The 15,502-nt window shown below is 48.0% G+C and carries 10 protein-coding genes; 1 reads left to right on the forward strand and 9 read right to left on the reverse strand.

Annotated elements, in window-relative coordinates:
- Positions 1 to 36 precede the first annotated feature (36 nt).
- The 5 genes from A8140_RS23760 to A8140_RS23780 all read right to left on the reverse strand — a co-directional run bounded on the left by A8140_RS23760 (position 37) and on the right by A8140_RS23780 (position 6,760).
- A complete protein-coding gene (locus A8140_RS23760; protein WP_033000653.1) occupies positions 37 to 1,374 on the reverse strand; it encodes an MATE family efflux transporter in 1,338 nt (445 codons plus the stop codon).
- An 86-nt stretch (positions 1,375 to 1,460) separates the two neighbouring features.
- Positions 1,461 to 2,312, reverse strand: coding sequence for a helix-turn-helix domain-containing protein (locus A8140_RS23765; RefSeq protein ID WP_038863627.1), 852 nt, complete (start codon positions 2,310 to 2,312; stop codon positions 1,461 to 1,463).
- A 77-nt stretch (positions 2,313 to 2,389) separates the two neighbouring features.
- Entirely contained in the window at positions 2,390 to 3,514 is a 1,125-nt protein-coding gene (locus tag A8140_RS23770; protein WP_005536300.1) for a lipocalin-like domain-containing protein, read from the reverse strand.
- The gene (locus A8140_RS23775; protein WP_038863629.1) at positions 3,514 to 6,024 is read right to left on the reverse strand and encodes an ABC transporter permease; all 2,511 of its coding nucleotides are present in this window, start codon (positions 6,022 to 6,024) and stop codon (positions 3,514 to 3,516) included. The genes A8140_RS23770 and A8140_RS23775 overlap by 1 nt, the downstream gene beginning before the upstream one ends.
- Positions 6,011 to 6,760 (reverse strand): ABC transporter ATP-binding protein, encoded by a 750-nt coding sequence (locus A8140_RS23780; RefSeq protein WP_005534433.1) that lies wholly within the window; start codon positions 6,758 to 6,760, stop codon positions 6,011 to 6,013. Before A8140_RS23780 ends, A8140_RS23775 begins: the two co-directional genes overlap by 14 nt.
- A 309-nt stretch (positions 6,761 to 7,069) precedes the next feature.
- Between A8140_RS23780 and A8140_RS23785 the strand changes: the two genes are divergently transcribed.
- Complete coding sequence (locus A8140_RS23785; protein WP_005534430.1) at positions 7,070 to 7,633, forward strand: cysteine hydrolase family protein; 564 nt, start codon at positions 7,070 to 7,072, stop codon at positions 7,631 to 7,633.
- Positions 7,634 to 7,738: 105 nt separating this feature from the next.
- On the opposite strand, the gene A8140_RS23790 is transcribed toward A8140_RS23785, so the two are convergent.
- From A8140_RS23790 to A8140_RS23805, 4 genes are all read right to left on the reverse strand, one after another.
- Positions 7,739 to 7,984 (reverse strand): DUF3297 family protein, encoded by a 246-nt coding sequence (locus A8140_RS23790; protein WP_005374689.1) that lies wholly within the window; start codon positions 7,982 to 7,984, stop codon positions 7,739 to 7,741.
- Positions 7,985 to 8,475: 491 nt separating this feature from the next.
- Positions 8,476 to 11,595 carry a PKD domain-containing protein gene (locus tag A8140_RS23795; RefSeq protein WP_038863632.1) on the reverse strand — a complete coding sequence of 1,040 codons (3,120 nt, stop codon included), beginning with the start codon at positions 11,593 to 11,595 and terminating at the stop codon, positions 8,476 to 8,478.
- 714 nt (positions 11,596 to 12,309) lie between these two features.
- On the reverse strand, positions 12,310 to 13,248 hold the full coding sequence (locus tag A8140_RS25945; RefSeq protein WP_005534424.1) for a hypothetical protein: 939 nt from the start codon (positions 13,246 to 13,248) through the stop codon (positions 12,310 to 12,312).
- A 234-nt stretch (positions 13,249 to 13,482) separates the two neighbouring features.
- Positions 13,483 to 15,369, reverse strand: coding sequence for a methyl-accepting chemotaxis protein (locus tag A8140_RS23805; protein WP_005534419.1), 1,887 nt, complete (start codon positions 15,367 to 15,369; stop codon positions 13,483 to 13,485).
- Positions 15,370 to 15,502: the final 133 nt, after the last annotated feature.

Below are 15,502 nucleotides of genomic sequence, written 5' to 3' on the forward strand. Positions count from 1 at the left end.
GCCTACAGCAAGTCTATAGGCCCGATTTATTTAATATCAAGAATAGGCGGGTAAAAGGGCTTTACGTTTGTAGTTTAGCAACATGCTCAAACTGATCATCGCGGTGAGCGATTCTGCAAAGACAATGCTTGCCCAAATGCCGTTTTGCGGGAAGAGTTTAGGCAGTAACAATACACCTAGCGCAACAAACACAAACCCTCGACATAAGGAAATAAGCGTCGCTTGTTTTGGCTTGTCAATGGCTTGGAACAGGTTGGCAATCACCATGTTTAACCCCATCAAAGGGACGCCGAAGAAGTAGAACGTCAATGCGGTTGCGGCGATTGGGATTAAGTCATTCGCATTACCTAAGTAAATCGAGGCAATCAGTGGCGCCGACAGCCAGATACCTAACAGAAAGACCGTACCGCTGCCCATGGCTGCTTTTACCCCCAGTGTTAGAGTCTCGTCAATGCGTTCTGGTCGTCTTGCTCCGTGATTAAAGCTGAGGATTGGCTGACATGCTTGTGCGATGCCTACCATGACAAATAGGGCAAATATACCAACGTTTGTGGTCAAACCGTAGGCGATAATGTAGCCCTCACCAAACTGGTTTAGTAGGACATAATTGAACAAAATAATGGTCATTGCTGATGTGAGTTCAAGAAAGAAAGTAGGTGTACCTATACTTAAAATGTCTTTCGCTTTACTTAATCCGATGCCTTTTAAATTAAGCCTCAACGTGCCTTTCTCTCTGGCGAGATGAGTGATCAAAATTAATGCAATTAGTGTTTGTGCGACTGCAGTTCCATAGGCTGCCCCTGCCATTCCCATGTCCATTTCCATGATGAAAAAATAGTCGCATGCTAGGTTAGCTATCGCACCAAAAGACATGGCATAAGTGGCCAGTTTAGGGTTTGTATCGTTGCGTACAAAGCAGGATAGAACCCAAGCGAGTGAGTAGACGACGAAAAAAGGTAGCATTGCAGACATATAATCGTGAGCATGTTTCGCTATAGAGCCTGTGGCTCCAATTGATGCAATGATTTGATCGAGCCAGGCTATGCCAACTCCAACCGTTATGCTCGAAAGGAGCGCTGTGAGCAAGATTGATTGACTAAACCAGATTTGGCTGGCTCTGGATTTTCCTTTGCCAATTTCTATCGACATTTTGGCGGCGCCACCAACCCCAACCATCATTGCAATGGCGGTAAAAATGGAGAATGGCGCAACAATTAATGCCATTGCCCCAACTCCTTCGGAGCCGATTCCCATCCCGACGATGAGTGTATCGCCCATGATGAACAAGGATTTTATTAACATGCCAGTAAGCGCTGGCCATAGATACTGATAAAAGGATTTTGAAATAGGATCAGTGTTTAGGTTGATAGCCATGGAATAGAAAAATACCCGAATGTGATAAATTTATTTTCGGGTATTATTGGTACATTTAAACGTGGATAAAAGGGATTATCCGCCCTTTATATTGTACTATCTGAACATCGATGGCGAAATTTTGCAGGCGTTTCTCCCTTTTGCTTTCGATAGAAGCGGCTGAAATAAGCAGGGTCATCAAAGCCTAATTCAAACGCTATGGTCTTGACGGTTTTGGTCGAAAACACCAGCTCTCGATTCGCTTCTAATATGATTCGGTCATGAATCAGTTGCGTGACCGTCTTACCTCTGTCGGCTTTCACTAATTCGTTTAGACGTTTGCTGGTGAGAGCTAAGGCATCGGAGTAGAACTGGCAGTTCTTTTGTTCGCGATAATGCAGTTCAATTAATTCGATCAATTGAACAATGCGAGCATCTTTCTGCTCCCCTTTTTGGGATGGCTGTTTAGAAAAGCGCAATACGTAACGTAAAAAACTGTTGAGGAGTGATTCTACAAGATCCCAGTCGCATGCCTCTCGTTCGCATTCTTCTTGGAGCAGTGTGTAAATCGATTCTAGGTAGGGAAAACCCTCTTCGTTGCAATCAAGGTGCGGTGGACGATCAATCGTAGAAAATACGGTATTCACCAGTTGCGTGCTGCGTGGATTAGTTTCAGCGAAGCCGGAGCTGAATATCAACATGCGAACGCTTTTGCCCATGAACTCAGAATGGTGAACCTGCCCTGGTGAAATCGTAAATAAACGGCCAAGGCGGTTTTGGTATTCGACGAAATCGATGCTCTGCGTTCCGCTATTACCCAAACACCACACGATTTCCCAGTATTCGTGACGATGCGGCTCGATAAACGGCGCTTCTTGGATGCCTGAAAACTCCAGCGCTCTGAAAGGCTCTCCTAAAATGAGCTGTAATTTTGGGATAGGCAGAGTGATGTTGCTCATGAAGTTTCAACCGTTCGTGGATATAATGGCTTTATTATTAATCGAATGACTTATATCGTGCACGGCTTTTATTTTGACTAATAGCCAGTGAGTTCCATGTAACCAGTCCCAGAATGAGAGCCCTCAATACGTACTGGGCCTTCCCAATAAGGCACAGAAAGCGGCATTTTCGCGTTCGGGTTGAGAGCAGAAACGGTAAGCTCAATTTGCTGATTTAGAATCGACACTTGCCACTGGGTTGGATACTTTCGCCCTTGGATTTCTGTTTGCTTGGTTGCTATTAAGCGAATGTCTTTTTGAGAAATGGCGATGCCAGAGCCATCTTGCTGCATCAGCTTTGCGCTGGCGTAACTAGCTTGTCCGGTTTTGGAATCCCGCAACTGGAACACCACCAAGCTGGTTTTGTCACTCAACCTCAGAGCAAACCAGTCCCAGCCTTGTTGTGAGTCGAGTAAGAATTGCGAGCTCCACTCTCGATCTATCCAGCCTTTACCCGACACTTGATGAGTTTCGCCGTCGATGGTGACTTCACCGGATACATCAATAAACGGTTGGCTGTAGTAATACGAAGCCACCTGACCATCGGCACTTTTGGTGCTGTAACCTTGCTCGCCTTGCTTTTGATAAGGTGCGCTGCTGGTCAGTTTTAGTGAGTAGCCAAACTGCTCTGAATTGGCATTTAGCGCGGCAGGGAAGAGGTCGTTGGTTGAAGAGGCCCACTGCCAATCATCGAGGTAAACACGAAGTGGAGAGCCATCGACGCCGGCTAAGGACGCTTGAGCGCGTGACCACTTTTCATCTGCATAGTGTTTGTCGGTTGTCGTGACAGCGCTGTGCGCCATGAAGGTTTGTTGAGTTTGCCATTCGGTTTTCTTCACGTCATCTTCGCCCGTTGGCGGTGCAGCAGCAAAGCGAAATTGTGTCCATTGAACGCCAAGTGAGTTGCCGTCTTCATCGATTAAGTTGGCGGTTAAGTACCACCATTCATGACGAAAGTTCGGGTGTGCTTGATGGTCTGCCGGGAAGGTAAGTTCAACCCCTTTTTCTACGGGTGCGAATGGGTTGTTCTCGCTTTGTGTTTCTCCACTGCCCAAAAGCATACCCATATTTTGCGTGCCCATATTTTTTTGTTGGGGATCTTCACAACCAAATAGGAACAGACTGCTTATGAGTAGAGTAACTTTGCTTGCTAATCGAACCATCACAACACCTCGCTTTGCAAACTGGACACAACAGGCCTACTGACCAATCGCCACAGCGGAATCAAGGTCGCAATCACTGCCACCAAGATGGTGATTGCCGCAATGCTCATCGCATCACTCCAATTCCACAGATAATTTAAGCTCCAACCAAAAGCTCGTAAGGTGACGATGTCGGTCAGCACATAACCCACCATGGCTCCGAGGGGCAGGGCGATAACCAGAGTAAAACTGACCAGAGCGACGATCTGTCCGACCACCATGGTCATTAATTTACGACGGCTGACGCCAAGAGCGTACAGCCTTGCAATGGCGGCTTTGCGCGCGTCGAGTAACATAAAACAAGCACTGAACAAGCCAATCACGGCGACCATCAAAGTTACGCCGTTGAGCGCGCGCGTAATGGCGAAGGTCTGTGAGAATATATCCAACGCGATGGATTTGATTTGAGCCTGATCGTAGAGCTGACTTGGATGCAGATTCAATTGCTCGCGTAGTTGGTCGTAGACGATTTGTGGGTCACCAGATGCTTTAATGCCAAGGCTTGTCGGCAAGTCGGTAAATCCGCTCTCTTGCCATAATTTGGGCGCCAATAACACTTCACCGTTGGGTGAGCCGTAATCATGGAATACCGCACCCACAAGCAGGTTCTTATTTGGAACGGCATCAAGCGTGAGCTCGCTACCCAGTGATAAACCCAGTTTGACCGCGGTTGGTTCACTGATAGCGACTAACTCACTTTGGTAAAAACGCTGCCAGAAGTTTTCCAAATGCGATTTGAACACCATGGTTTGCTCTAAGCTGTCTTTGTCTTTGGTACCGAGCAAAATCGGTAAGCCTTGCAGGTTATCGTCGACGTAGTATTGCTTGTAGACGGTCTCAACATTGTCGAATTGCCCTAACGCACGCTCCACACCTGCGATTTCTCCTTGTGCAGGGCTAACGTAAATATCGGCGTGCAACCTTTGTTCTAACCACTGTTTCAGAGTGGATTCAAAGCTGCCCACTAAGGTATTCATCCCCATATTGGCAGTAACGGCGAGTAGCAGTGCCATCATGGCGAGAGAAAGCGGAGAAATCAGCTCGCGCAGCTCAGCAAACAGGTACTGCATCAAACCAGAACTGGTGCGCTTTTCACACCAATTGGCTAACACGCTGAGTGTTTTGGGTAGATACAAAGGAATCGACACCACAAGCACGCCGAGCCACGCCATGGTGAAGCGGTGATGCTCACTCAACCATAACCCTGCGAGTGCGAGAGCCGTCAACGAAGCACCTATCACAAACAATTGGTTTTCGTTAGAGGCTTCCGGCGCTTGATAAAATCCGCCATGAGAGGAAAGCGGCTGGCGCACTCGCTGTTTAAAGTGCTGCCAACATGCCAATAGGGTTGCGGCTAACGTGAGCAGCAGCGCTTGCGCCCACCATTGCCACTGCCAAGTACCGGGCAGCAGTGTCGCACCATAAAGTTGTTCTAGAGTCAGTGCTACGGTCGGATGCAACCAATGGCTGAGCTGCATGCCCAATACAAAACCGAGGGAAGCGCCGATGGTAACGAGAATAGTGAGTTCAACTAACAGCGCAGAGAACACAATGCTCGGCGCAACACCCGCCTGTTGAATCTGCACTAACAGCCGATTGCGTTTCAGCAAGCTGTACTTTACGCCGTTGTAAGCGATGAACAGCCCGATTAAAAAGGCAAGTAAGCTCATTGCTGTGAGATTGAGGTGAAAGCTGTCGGTTAGCGAACCAAGGTCTGTACTTTGATTATTGGAAATCCATTGCCCTTGCTCGCCAATCAGGTTCTGCCATTTTGCTTGCGTGTCTTTATTCCCTTTATCGCCCGAATGGAAAACCGCAATGTAACTGAGCTGTCCTTGTTTATTGAGCAGTTGCTGGGCAAAGCCAATGTCCATCAACATTCGGCTGCCCAATTGCCAATCATCGGGTAATACCACCACTTGGGTTGGGATGTCGTCTAAAGTTAGGGTTTCTACCTCTCCTAAGTTTTGATGTTGAGATTGGCTCATCATCACGATTGGCTTGCCGGCTAAAAGCTCAGGTAGAGGCAAAGCACTGTCGAACAAAGACACGTTATCCTCACTATCTGATGAATAGCGTGAACGAGAAGAGATGGCAGCAATTAATTCGCTACCTTGCACTGACCAACGACGCCCTTGTTCGTCTCTCACTCGTCCTTCGATTACCGGTAGTGCTGCACTGAGTCCGTTCTGTCTAAGGGTGAAGTAGAGTGATTCGGGCAGATAGTTTTGCCCTGCTGGTGGAATAATTAAGTTCTGAGCTTGTGCGCTAAGCTGCTCGGTAGACTCAGCATAACTGCGCTTGGCATTGAGGTTGATGGCTTGCACCGCAACAAATAAGGTTACAGCCAACACGATACCGATCAGAATCGCAGCGGCTTGCAGCGGCGCTTGTCGATAATGTGCTGCAAACAGATTCAGGGCGAGTCGAGTATGCGTGAATCTGGTGTTTAGGAGCTTAGCTTGCTTCATGATGTTGCTCATTTACATCGCGCTGATTTTGCGTCAATCCGTTTTCCAAACGCCTAACTTTCAAGCGCCCGTCCTTCAAACGCCCATCTTTTAAGCGTAACGGGGTTTGCATAAACTCGGCACAGTCAGGGCTGTGGGTGACTAACAGCACGGCGGTATTGCCTTGGGTGGTGATTTCACTGAGCAGTTTCATCACTTCTAAGCCCGCTTTTTGGTCAAGGTTGCCTGTGGGCTCATCGGCAAGCAGAAGTTTGGGTTTGTGGGCAAGTGCTCGGGCAATAGCGACGCGTTGTTGTTGACCGCCGGAAAGGGCGGAAACATGCCTATCGAGCAGTTGGCTGATGCCCAGCGTTTCGACCAGGTAATCGCACCAGTTATCCCATTTCTGTTGATTCAAATGTAGAGGAAAGGCGATGTTTTGCTTCACGTTAAGAGGCGTTAATAGGTTGAATTGCTGAAAAATAACGCCGAGTTTTTGGTGTCGAAATCGGCTCCATTGTGGGTCTTTCCAAGCCGCCGTGTTATCGCCATCTAACCACAACTCACCATCGGAAAGTGGCTCAAAGCCAGCGATGACATTGAGTAAGGTACTTTTGCCGCTACCACTGGCGCCCGTCAGTGCAACACTCGCTCCTGTGTTCAACGTAAAGTCGACCCCTTCCAACACGCGATGTGTCTCTTTGCCGTCGACAAAGCTTTTACTGGCGTGTTTGAGTGTGACAAGTGGGCTTTCCATTTCCTCTCCTTACAATCAAAAGATGTCGTTTCTTTTGGCAGCGGCTATTTGAGTAAGTTCTATAAAAACTTTAGACAACAATCAGATAAAAACAGAGATTTACATCGATTTCTTAACAACTTGTACTGCATAGCTGGCTAAGTGGATTGATAAGGACATAAGTTTTCTCTCTGGTTAGAAGCATAATATCGGCTTAAATCTCACTTTGTCGCTTTTGGCTTGTTTTATGTCATTTTTGCCGTGGGTGTGTGCGGCGAATCATCGGCACAATACACCCATCAGCAACAGATAAAACAAAGAGAGATAAGAATGTCTAAAACTGCATTGTTATTGATTGATTTTCAAAACGACTACTACCCAAGCTACTCAGGTGCAAAATGGCCACTGTCAGGCACAGAAGAGGCGGCAGAGAACGCAGCACAACTGCTTGAAGCATTTCGCCAAAAAGGGTTACCCGTTGTGCACGTAAGACACGAGTTTCCAACAGAGGAAGCGCCGTTCTTCCTACCTAATTCTGAAGGTGCGCAAATTCACTCAAGTGTCGCACCTATCGAAGGTGAGGCTGTGGTGCTAAAGCATCAAATCAACAGCTTTCTAGATACGGATTTGAAAGCCATTCTTGATGATGAGAATGTCACGAGGTTGGTGATCGTTGGAGCGATGAGCCACATGTGTATTGATGCAGTCTCACGTGCCGCCGTAGATTTAGGGTATGAATGTCACGTCGCTCACGACGCTTGTGCGACGCTAGACTTAGAATTTGATGGCGTGAAAGTACCAGCCAAGCAAGTGCATGCCGCATTTATGGCAGCGCTAAGCTTTGGTTACTGCAACGTAGACAGCTCAGTAAAACTGCTCGAGTTAGCGAACTAACGGGTGTTCGTGGCTTACATTGGGGCGCAACACGCACCTCAGTAAAAGAACAAAAAAAGCCCAACGCATTTAAAGCGTTGGGCTTTTTCTTGAATTGAGGACGGCTTACACGTAGTACGCTTCAACTTCGCCTTTTAGCTTGATAAGCATTGGGTTACCGAAACGGTCTTTTGCTTTAGGAGAAGCAATTTTTACCCAACCTTCGCTGATGCAGTATTCTTCTACGTCAGTACGCTCTTGGCCGTTGATACGAATACCGATTTGGTGCTCGAAGCATTCTTTGATGAAGAATGGGCTACGTGGGTTACCCGCTAGGCGATCTGGTAGAGCTGGTTTAGCTGTATCTGTCATTTTGTGTGACCTTGAAGTCATTAGAAAAAGTGCGCCATTGTAGTCAGTGCAAGGCGAGTGTTCAAGGATTCTCATCGCGTTTAATGACATCCTTCCTTAGGCAACACGGTGTATGTTTTCGATCAAGTAGTTTATAAGCAAACGAACTCGATTGGGTAAGTACTGCCTTGAAGAATAATAGACCCAGATGGTGACAGGTTCTCCCCAATAAGGCTGCAAGATAGGGACGATGGTCTGCTGGCGCAATTTTTCTTAGAATAATTAACTGCTTAGCATGGCGATCCCCGGTCCAGCCAGAACGGCTTGTTTCGCTGCGGCGAAACTGGTTTAAATCTTTTATAGAGTCTCGTATTCATCCCATCGCTTGTCTGAACGAGTGATGGGTTTTTTGTTTCCTAAAGAATTGTTTCGCTAGAACAAAAAAGATACCGCCTATCAAGACGGTATCGAATGTTATGAGTTTAGATGGTTAACGCTGGTTAATCAGACTGTTACGAGCAGTTGTCAATCAAGGCCCAGCCTGAGTATGGGTCAGCCGGGGTCAGCGTCGAGTCTGTCCAACGGTCGGCTTGATACAAGTTGCCTTGGTAGGTCACTTGTTCGCCCGGTTGATACTGTCTTTGCTCGAACTCTGGAATATCAGCACAAATGCCATCACCACCACCGCTGTTATCGCCAATCACCTTCAATGATGTCGAATCTGAGGCATTTAGTTCGCCATCAGAAACCTCTAATGAAATCGTGAAGGTGAGGTCTGGGTCTGTGACCGGAGCCGTTACCACCAGTGTGTCGCTATTAGTGTCGCCGACAACCGTTAGGTCAGAAGGAACCTCCCATTGATAGCTAATCACGTCGCCATCTGGATCAGAAGCGTTAGCGGTGATGGTTACGCTTTCGCCGCTGTTTACCTGATAGTTTGGAGGCAGTGAAACGCTTGGTGGATTATTGTCGACTGGTGGCTTATCACCACCGTCACCGCCCCAAATTGAGCCGTCACAATCGTTGCCAACCAAACACGTTGGGTTTTGCGCGTAAGCATCAACTTTGTTGTCTAGCCAGCCGTTGTCCGTGCCGTTCGAGCCAATGGTTACAACTGCCGTAGTTGAGCCGCCACCCCATAACAGGGCAAACACGTTGCTCTTCGGTAGATCTTGCATAGCGACATGAGACCAGTCGTAACCTGCGTCTTTTTCTAGCAATTCGCGAACATTACTCGCACCGTTGTACGTGGTTGGATTGAGCTGCTTGTCGAGTAGGCCACTGCGTACGTTGTTGATGTCCGTGCCGATGCGCGCATCACCCATAAAGTAAGAGCCGCCAGACGCCTCATGCTCAACGTTGATCAGTGTATTACCTTCATCTTGAGTCGGCATGTGACCACCTGGGATTTGCCAAATCATGGCCGGAGACTCAACGCCATCACTGATTGTTTTGACATACGATAGGTAACGGGTCCAGCTGGTGGCGTTGTACGCGTAGTTCGCGATCGCTTCTGAGCCGAAACCGTCGCGCTCATATTTATCGAACACAATGTAATCTGGTTGGTAAGTGCCAGTGTAAACATCCAGCGAGTTTACGAAGTTCGCCACTTCTTGGCCTTTGTCAGCTGATTGGTCGTCGGTCTGGTGAATCCAGTTGGCAGAGCCTACCGCCCACAAGTTGATTTGCCAGCCGTAAGTTACGTCTTCTGCCAAGCCATTCATGATGAAGTTGAGTGACGCAATGTAGCCTTTTAGTGTGTTCTCGAATTGAGGAACGGCCACTGGTGGTTGATAACCGTAAGTCGTCTTCATGTAATCCAACGCACGAGCGAGTTGATCATTCACATTGACCGCGCCCGCTTGGTTTAGATCGTCCACATGGCTTGGGTTTTTCTGTAGTTCACCTAAGAAGTCAGGGTTAAGCACAAACGACATTGGCGAGCTGCCATCGCCAGCCGCGTACTCTTGCGCCGCGATAGCTTGAGTAATGAAGGTCGCGTAATGTTTGTAGAGCAATTCATCATCGACTAAGTCTGTCCAGCTTGCACCACCACTAGCATTTGCAGTGTAAACCACCATCACTGGCAGAACGTGATGGCCTGAAAGATCTGAAGCGCTTTGTGCATTTGCGTAGGTTCTATGCAGCGGAAGCTCGTCTTTCGGCAGGATCACGCCAGGATCACCAGAACCACTCAAGCCAGCATATTTGAAGATCGCATTGACCTTGGTTGCGCCGATTTCATTGGTGGTCTGTTCGCTGTCGTTCGTTACCGTGCCGTTTGCTACGTAGTCTGGGAAGCCTTTGACTGCAAGGCTCATCGCTTCGCGGAATGGCAGCGTTAGCAACAACGGAGCATCACTTTGCGTGACAGAGACAGAGTCATCACCGTCATAGGCGTAACGCGTGTCTCCGGCAAACACTGAATCGATTTGGATATCGTACTCACCCGGCTTAACGTCTTCAGGTAAGGTGAATGGTGAGCTAGTAATCTCGTAGCTGTAGCGACTAGAGCCATCTTTGGCGACAAGGTTGAGCACAATTGGCATCGCTTCTTGAGGTAAGTCGACAATGCTTGCTTGAACGGTAGTGAAGTCATCACTCGCGATAGGCGTTTCAACGATGTTGGTGCTGATTTCTGTCGCCTTGTCTTTGTTGACCAAGACATCGAAGTTGTCGCTCGGTTGGTAAAGCACGTTGTTTACCGTAATCGGTGAGTAGGAGAGATCGTATTTGTGGGTATCAAGCAGTTTGCTGATGTCAATCTCGCCGCCAAATGGCACCACTAGGCTGCTTTCAACGTCTTGTGTGCCTGCCGCTTTCACGGTGGCATCTGTGGTTAGGCTTGCCGTAATGCCATCCAGTGCTGGCATGGTGAGCGAGATGGTCGCGTAGTAAATAAACGCATCGTACTGCACGGAAACACTCGGCTGCGTTGCATCGCTATCGATAGTCACGGTGGAGGTTGGCGAGGAGGCGTGGGCAATCCCCATTTCGCTCGTTACATCTTGAGCGGTGACTTGATACTCGCCATCTTGGAGGTGCTCCAGAACAAAGCTGCTTCCCCATGAGACAGACACGGTCTCACTGTAGTTTTCACCTTCGACCAAAATCGATGCCGCGGCTAGGCTGGCGTGTGGTGCACTTGGTGCTTGTAGGGTGATCTTGCCTTGAAGCGCAGGATCATTCTTTATGATCACCTTCTCGACATGCACGTCGTTTCCATCGATGTAATCACCATTGCTGGCATTGAGACCAAAGAAGATTTGAGCTGCTTGACCATCGTTTAGAATTTGTGACGTGCTGTCATGAGTAAAGACAAACGTATTGGGAGCAGGGCTGCTGACGTTAAAAGGTGCGCCCCATGAGCTATTCACCGTCGCATCTTTGTCTGACGTTACCCAGATCTCTGCGTCCGCCAAGTCTAATTGCTGACCTGAGATATTCTTCAAATCGACCTGAGCTTGTGAGTACCACTGGTCAACCTGTGGCACGATTATCGTAGCAGAGACCGACTCGCTTTGAGCTGCTGTTATAACGTTTTCTTGCGTTGCACCAAGAGCAGAGGTGGCCATGATTGGGGAACCCATGAGCACTGCTGTCACCATCAAGCTGATTGTTGTTTTCTTCATTGTTGAATCCTCATCACTTACTTTAAAAAGCTAAGTAACTGTCCTTGTTGATTTTCTATTCGTGGGGGATTTCCGGCGAGGACTTCAAACACTAAGCAAACGTCACAAAGAGAGGAAGGCCCTTGATCTAACCACTGCCGAAATCATTTATATTTTTTGCTTGCATCCAGTTACAAATGAAAAGAAACAACTCAAAATTTGAAGGCCGATTCAGAAAAAAATCACCATATGAAATTGGTTTTATAAATTGAGCTAATTTATTGATTGGGATGAATATTGGTGTCGATTATTGATGGCTAGAGTATTTACTTGATTAATGCTTTTGATTAGGTAGGAGAGCATTGTTGGGGTGAATAAAATGAATTGCTAATACGATGATAAAAGTGGATCTTGAGCCCAAAAATAGGCTGGTACAGAGTCAGAATAAGCGGGATAAAGTGATAAATTGGATGGCGATTTTGGTGTTCAAAACGGCCATCCAAGAGGTAAAAATCCAGATCGCCGCCCGGCGCTAATAACTCAAATTGATCGCGTGTCACTCGTTAGCTCTTACTCAGTAAAATAGGACGCGTATTTTATGTGCTTCACGGTTTTAATGTTGGACTGATTAACGCTTTATTAATCTGAATCAATTATTGGTTCGTGACGGGTCTGCTGCAACGAGTAAAGGCACTGTTGCAGCGGTGAAACCAAGAGAGTTTGTCTTACTGGTTGCTAGGCTGCTCGTGGTCGAGGTCTGGCCATGTGCGAGCAGCATTCACTTAACCAACCGTTGCGATGAGCGGCGTTGTAAGCTCCGCGACAGCAGCGTAACCAATCTTTTTTGGTCGAGAAGTACGATGCACTGCCTTTGCAGATTTTCAGCGTCCATTTTGAACGTGCAGAGCGCATGTGGGCGCAGCACCTTTTCATCCAACCATTGCGGTGAGCAGCGAAGTAGGCGCCACTGCATCCTTCTTGCCATGCTGTTCGGGTTTTGTATTCTGCCGCGCTTCGGATGCAAGCGTCGAGCGTCCATTTCTTTTGTGTTCTCGGGGCGCCCATATGAGCGCAGCACTGCTCCAGCCAACCTCGATTTCTGGCTGCTTGGTAAGCGCTTTTACAGGCACTGATCCACTCGGTGCGTGTTCCGAAGGCTCGCGCGCTTTTGACACAGGCGGCCAAATCCCATTTCAATTCGATGGGCTTCATATGCGTGCAGCAGTCATCCAACCATCCATTTCTATTGGCCGCGTTGTAAGCGCCGCTGCATCCTCTCTGCCAATCGGAGCGTGTCTCGTATCGTTTTGCGTTTTCTGAGCAGGTTTCGAATGTCCATTTCTTACCGGTACGAGAAGGAAGCATATGAGCGCAGCAATCTTCTATCCAACCGTTTTTCCTTGCTGCGTGGTAGGCGCTCTTGCAGCCGTGATTCCATTCTGAACGAGTGTGGTATTGTTTGGCGTTTTGCTTGCACTTGTCGTATGTCCATTTGACGCCGACACGTTGCATGTGAGCGCAACATTGGTCGAGCCATCCATTACGATAGGCCGCGCTGTAGGCTGCTTTGCATCCTTCACACCACGCTGTACGTGTTTTGTAGTTCGCCGCACTTTGTTTGCACAGTTCTAGATTCCATTTGCCCCGTTTTTTGGGTAGGTCCATAAGATTCATAAGCGCACCCCTTCAAGTGTTCCTGAATAAGGTTAAAAAGCCGTTTCCCTGAAATATATTGTCCATCTCGCTTTCTAAGAAGCTTACTGATGTCGATGGGTGATCATGTCGATGGTATTGTTCTTATGTACGGTTTTTTGGGGCTTTCGGGTCAATTTAAGCCCAATTTACATAAGGGAGAAACAACAAACCCCGCCACGTGGCAGGGTTTGGAATTGAGGTTTGGAACGAGAATTACGCCAGTTTGAACGTTGCCACTTTCGAATTGAGATCCTCTGCTTGAGATTTCAGCTCAGACGACTGATTCATCGATTCCTCTGCCCCGATAACCAATTGATCCGTGACGTCTTTGATTGAAGTGACGTTCTGGGTGATTTCATTGGTCACGTGGGTTTGCTCTTCTGCGGCGGTGGCGATTTGGGTCGCCATATCGCTGATCATTGCTACTGCCGAGTTGATTTCATCCAAGGCTTGAGAGGCGTGGTCGGCATCTTCTACCGAGCCCAGTGCCAACTCAGAGCTGCGCTCCATTAAGGTCACTGCGCGTTGCGTGGTACGTTGCAGTGTCTCGATGGTGGATTTGATTTCTTCTGTCGAAGTATGAGTACGTTGCGATAGAACACGAACTTCATCCGCAACCACAGCAAAACCACGGCCTTGTTCGCCTGCACGTGCTGCTTCAATTGCAGCGTTCAATGCTAGTAGGTTGGTTTGCTCAGCAATGTCACGAATGGTCGATAGCACGGTATTGATGTCTTGAGCATGCTGGTTCAGTTCACTGATAACACCGCTGGCTTGGTTCACTTCCGAAGACAGGTTGTTGATCGAGTCTTTGGTGTTCACTACCAGTGAGTGGCCGTTTTGTGTGCTTACGGAAGAGTCCTGCGCCACTTTTGCTGTTTGCTCGGCATGAGAAGCGATCTCTTGCGTCGCAGAGGCCATTTCGGTCACTGCTGTTGCCACAAGCGTTATTTCTTGTTGCTGGTGGTTAAGCTCTTCAACCGATTGGTTTGCCCGTTTCGTGCTCAGCTCTGATTGATCGTTTAAGTTTTCCGCTTGATGACGAATATGGCCGATAAGCTGCTGAAGACTGGCAACGAACTGGTTGAAGTTTTCTGCCAATTCACCCACTTCGTCACGGTTCTCAACTTTGATGCGCTGAGTTAAATCACCGCTACCATTGGCGATTTGCGATAGAGCATTTGACACGTTGTAAAGCGGACGGAAAAGGATGTTACACAGTAGGTTAAACAAGGCCACACAGATGATCACCACAATCGTAGTTGCGATGATTTGGCCCCAAACGGCATCGTAAAGCGGGGCGACTAAAGAGTCATTATCCAGAACCGTTACTGTGGTCAATTTGGTGCCATCGATGGCTTTCGCGTAAACCACGAAGTCTTTGCCTTTGATGGAGATGGTGCGTTCTTGTCTAGAGTTGGCAGCCGCGACGATGTCGCTGTTTTTTAAGCCCAGCTTGCTCACGGGCTGGTTAAGCAGCTTACTGTTGTTGTGGGTAAAGATATTGCCCTGATCGTTGGCGATGAACATATAACCTTCACCAGGCAGAATCACTTGGTTCAGGCTATTTAGGATGTCACTGATTTCCACGTCTGCACCTAGCACGCTGGTTTGACCGTGAAGCTGGAGTGCTTTACCCAAAGACACTACGTTTGCACCGGTTGCCGCAGCAACGGTTGGATTGTCCATAAAGACTTTCGAAGGGTTTGCGATCGCGTTGGTGTACCAACCCCATTGACGAGGGTCGTCGTTACCCGGTGGCAATACAACACCATTCGCGTTGTCTTGAGAACCGTCTGGATACGCAAGGAAGACGTTATCAAACGCGGCAGAATCGCGAACCTGCTTAAGGTGCGTCACAATCGCTGATTTTTCAGCGTCTTGAGAAAGCGATGTGAGTGCACGTTCTTTCGACAGCAGCCAGTCGCTTACGTATTGGTTGTAAGATGCGCTAGTACTTTCTAGGCGCTGAGCGACTTCAACATCAAGTCTTTGCAAAGCATCACGGAAAGACAGCCCCTCCACCAACACTCCCCCGAGGATGATGGCAGCACTAGCGGAGATCGCCAGTTTGTTCTTTAGAGATAGATTTCTAAGCATAAAGTTATAGTTGGCTCTTATATTTATAAAAATAGGTATTTAGCGGCGACATTATATTTTAGTAGTCAAAATAAATTCAGATCTATGTCGCGTATTTGAGTGGTACTGATGTTAATGCGCAAATATTCAACAC

Origin of the sequence: Vibrio campbellii CAIM 519 = NBRC 15631 = ATCC 25920 (genome assembly GCF_002163755.1) — a bacterium.
Taxonomy (GTDB): Bacteria; Pseudomonadota; Gammaproteobacteria; order Enterobacterales; family Vibrionaceae; genus Vibrio; species Vibrio campbellii.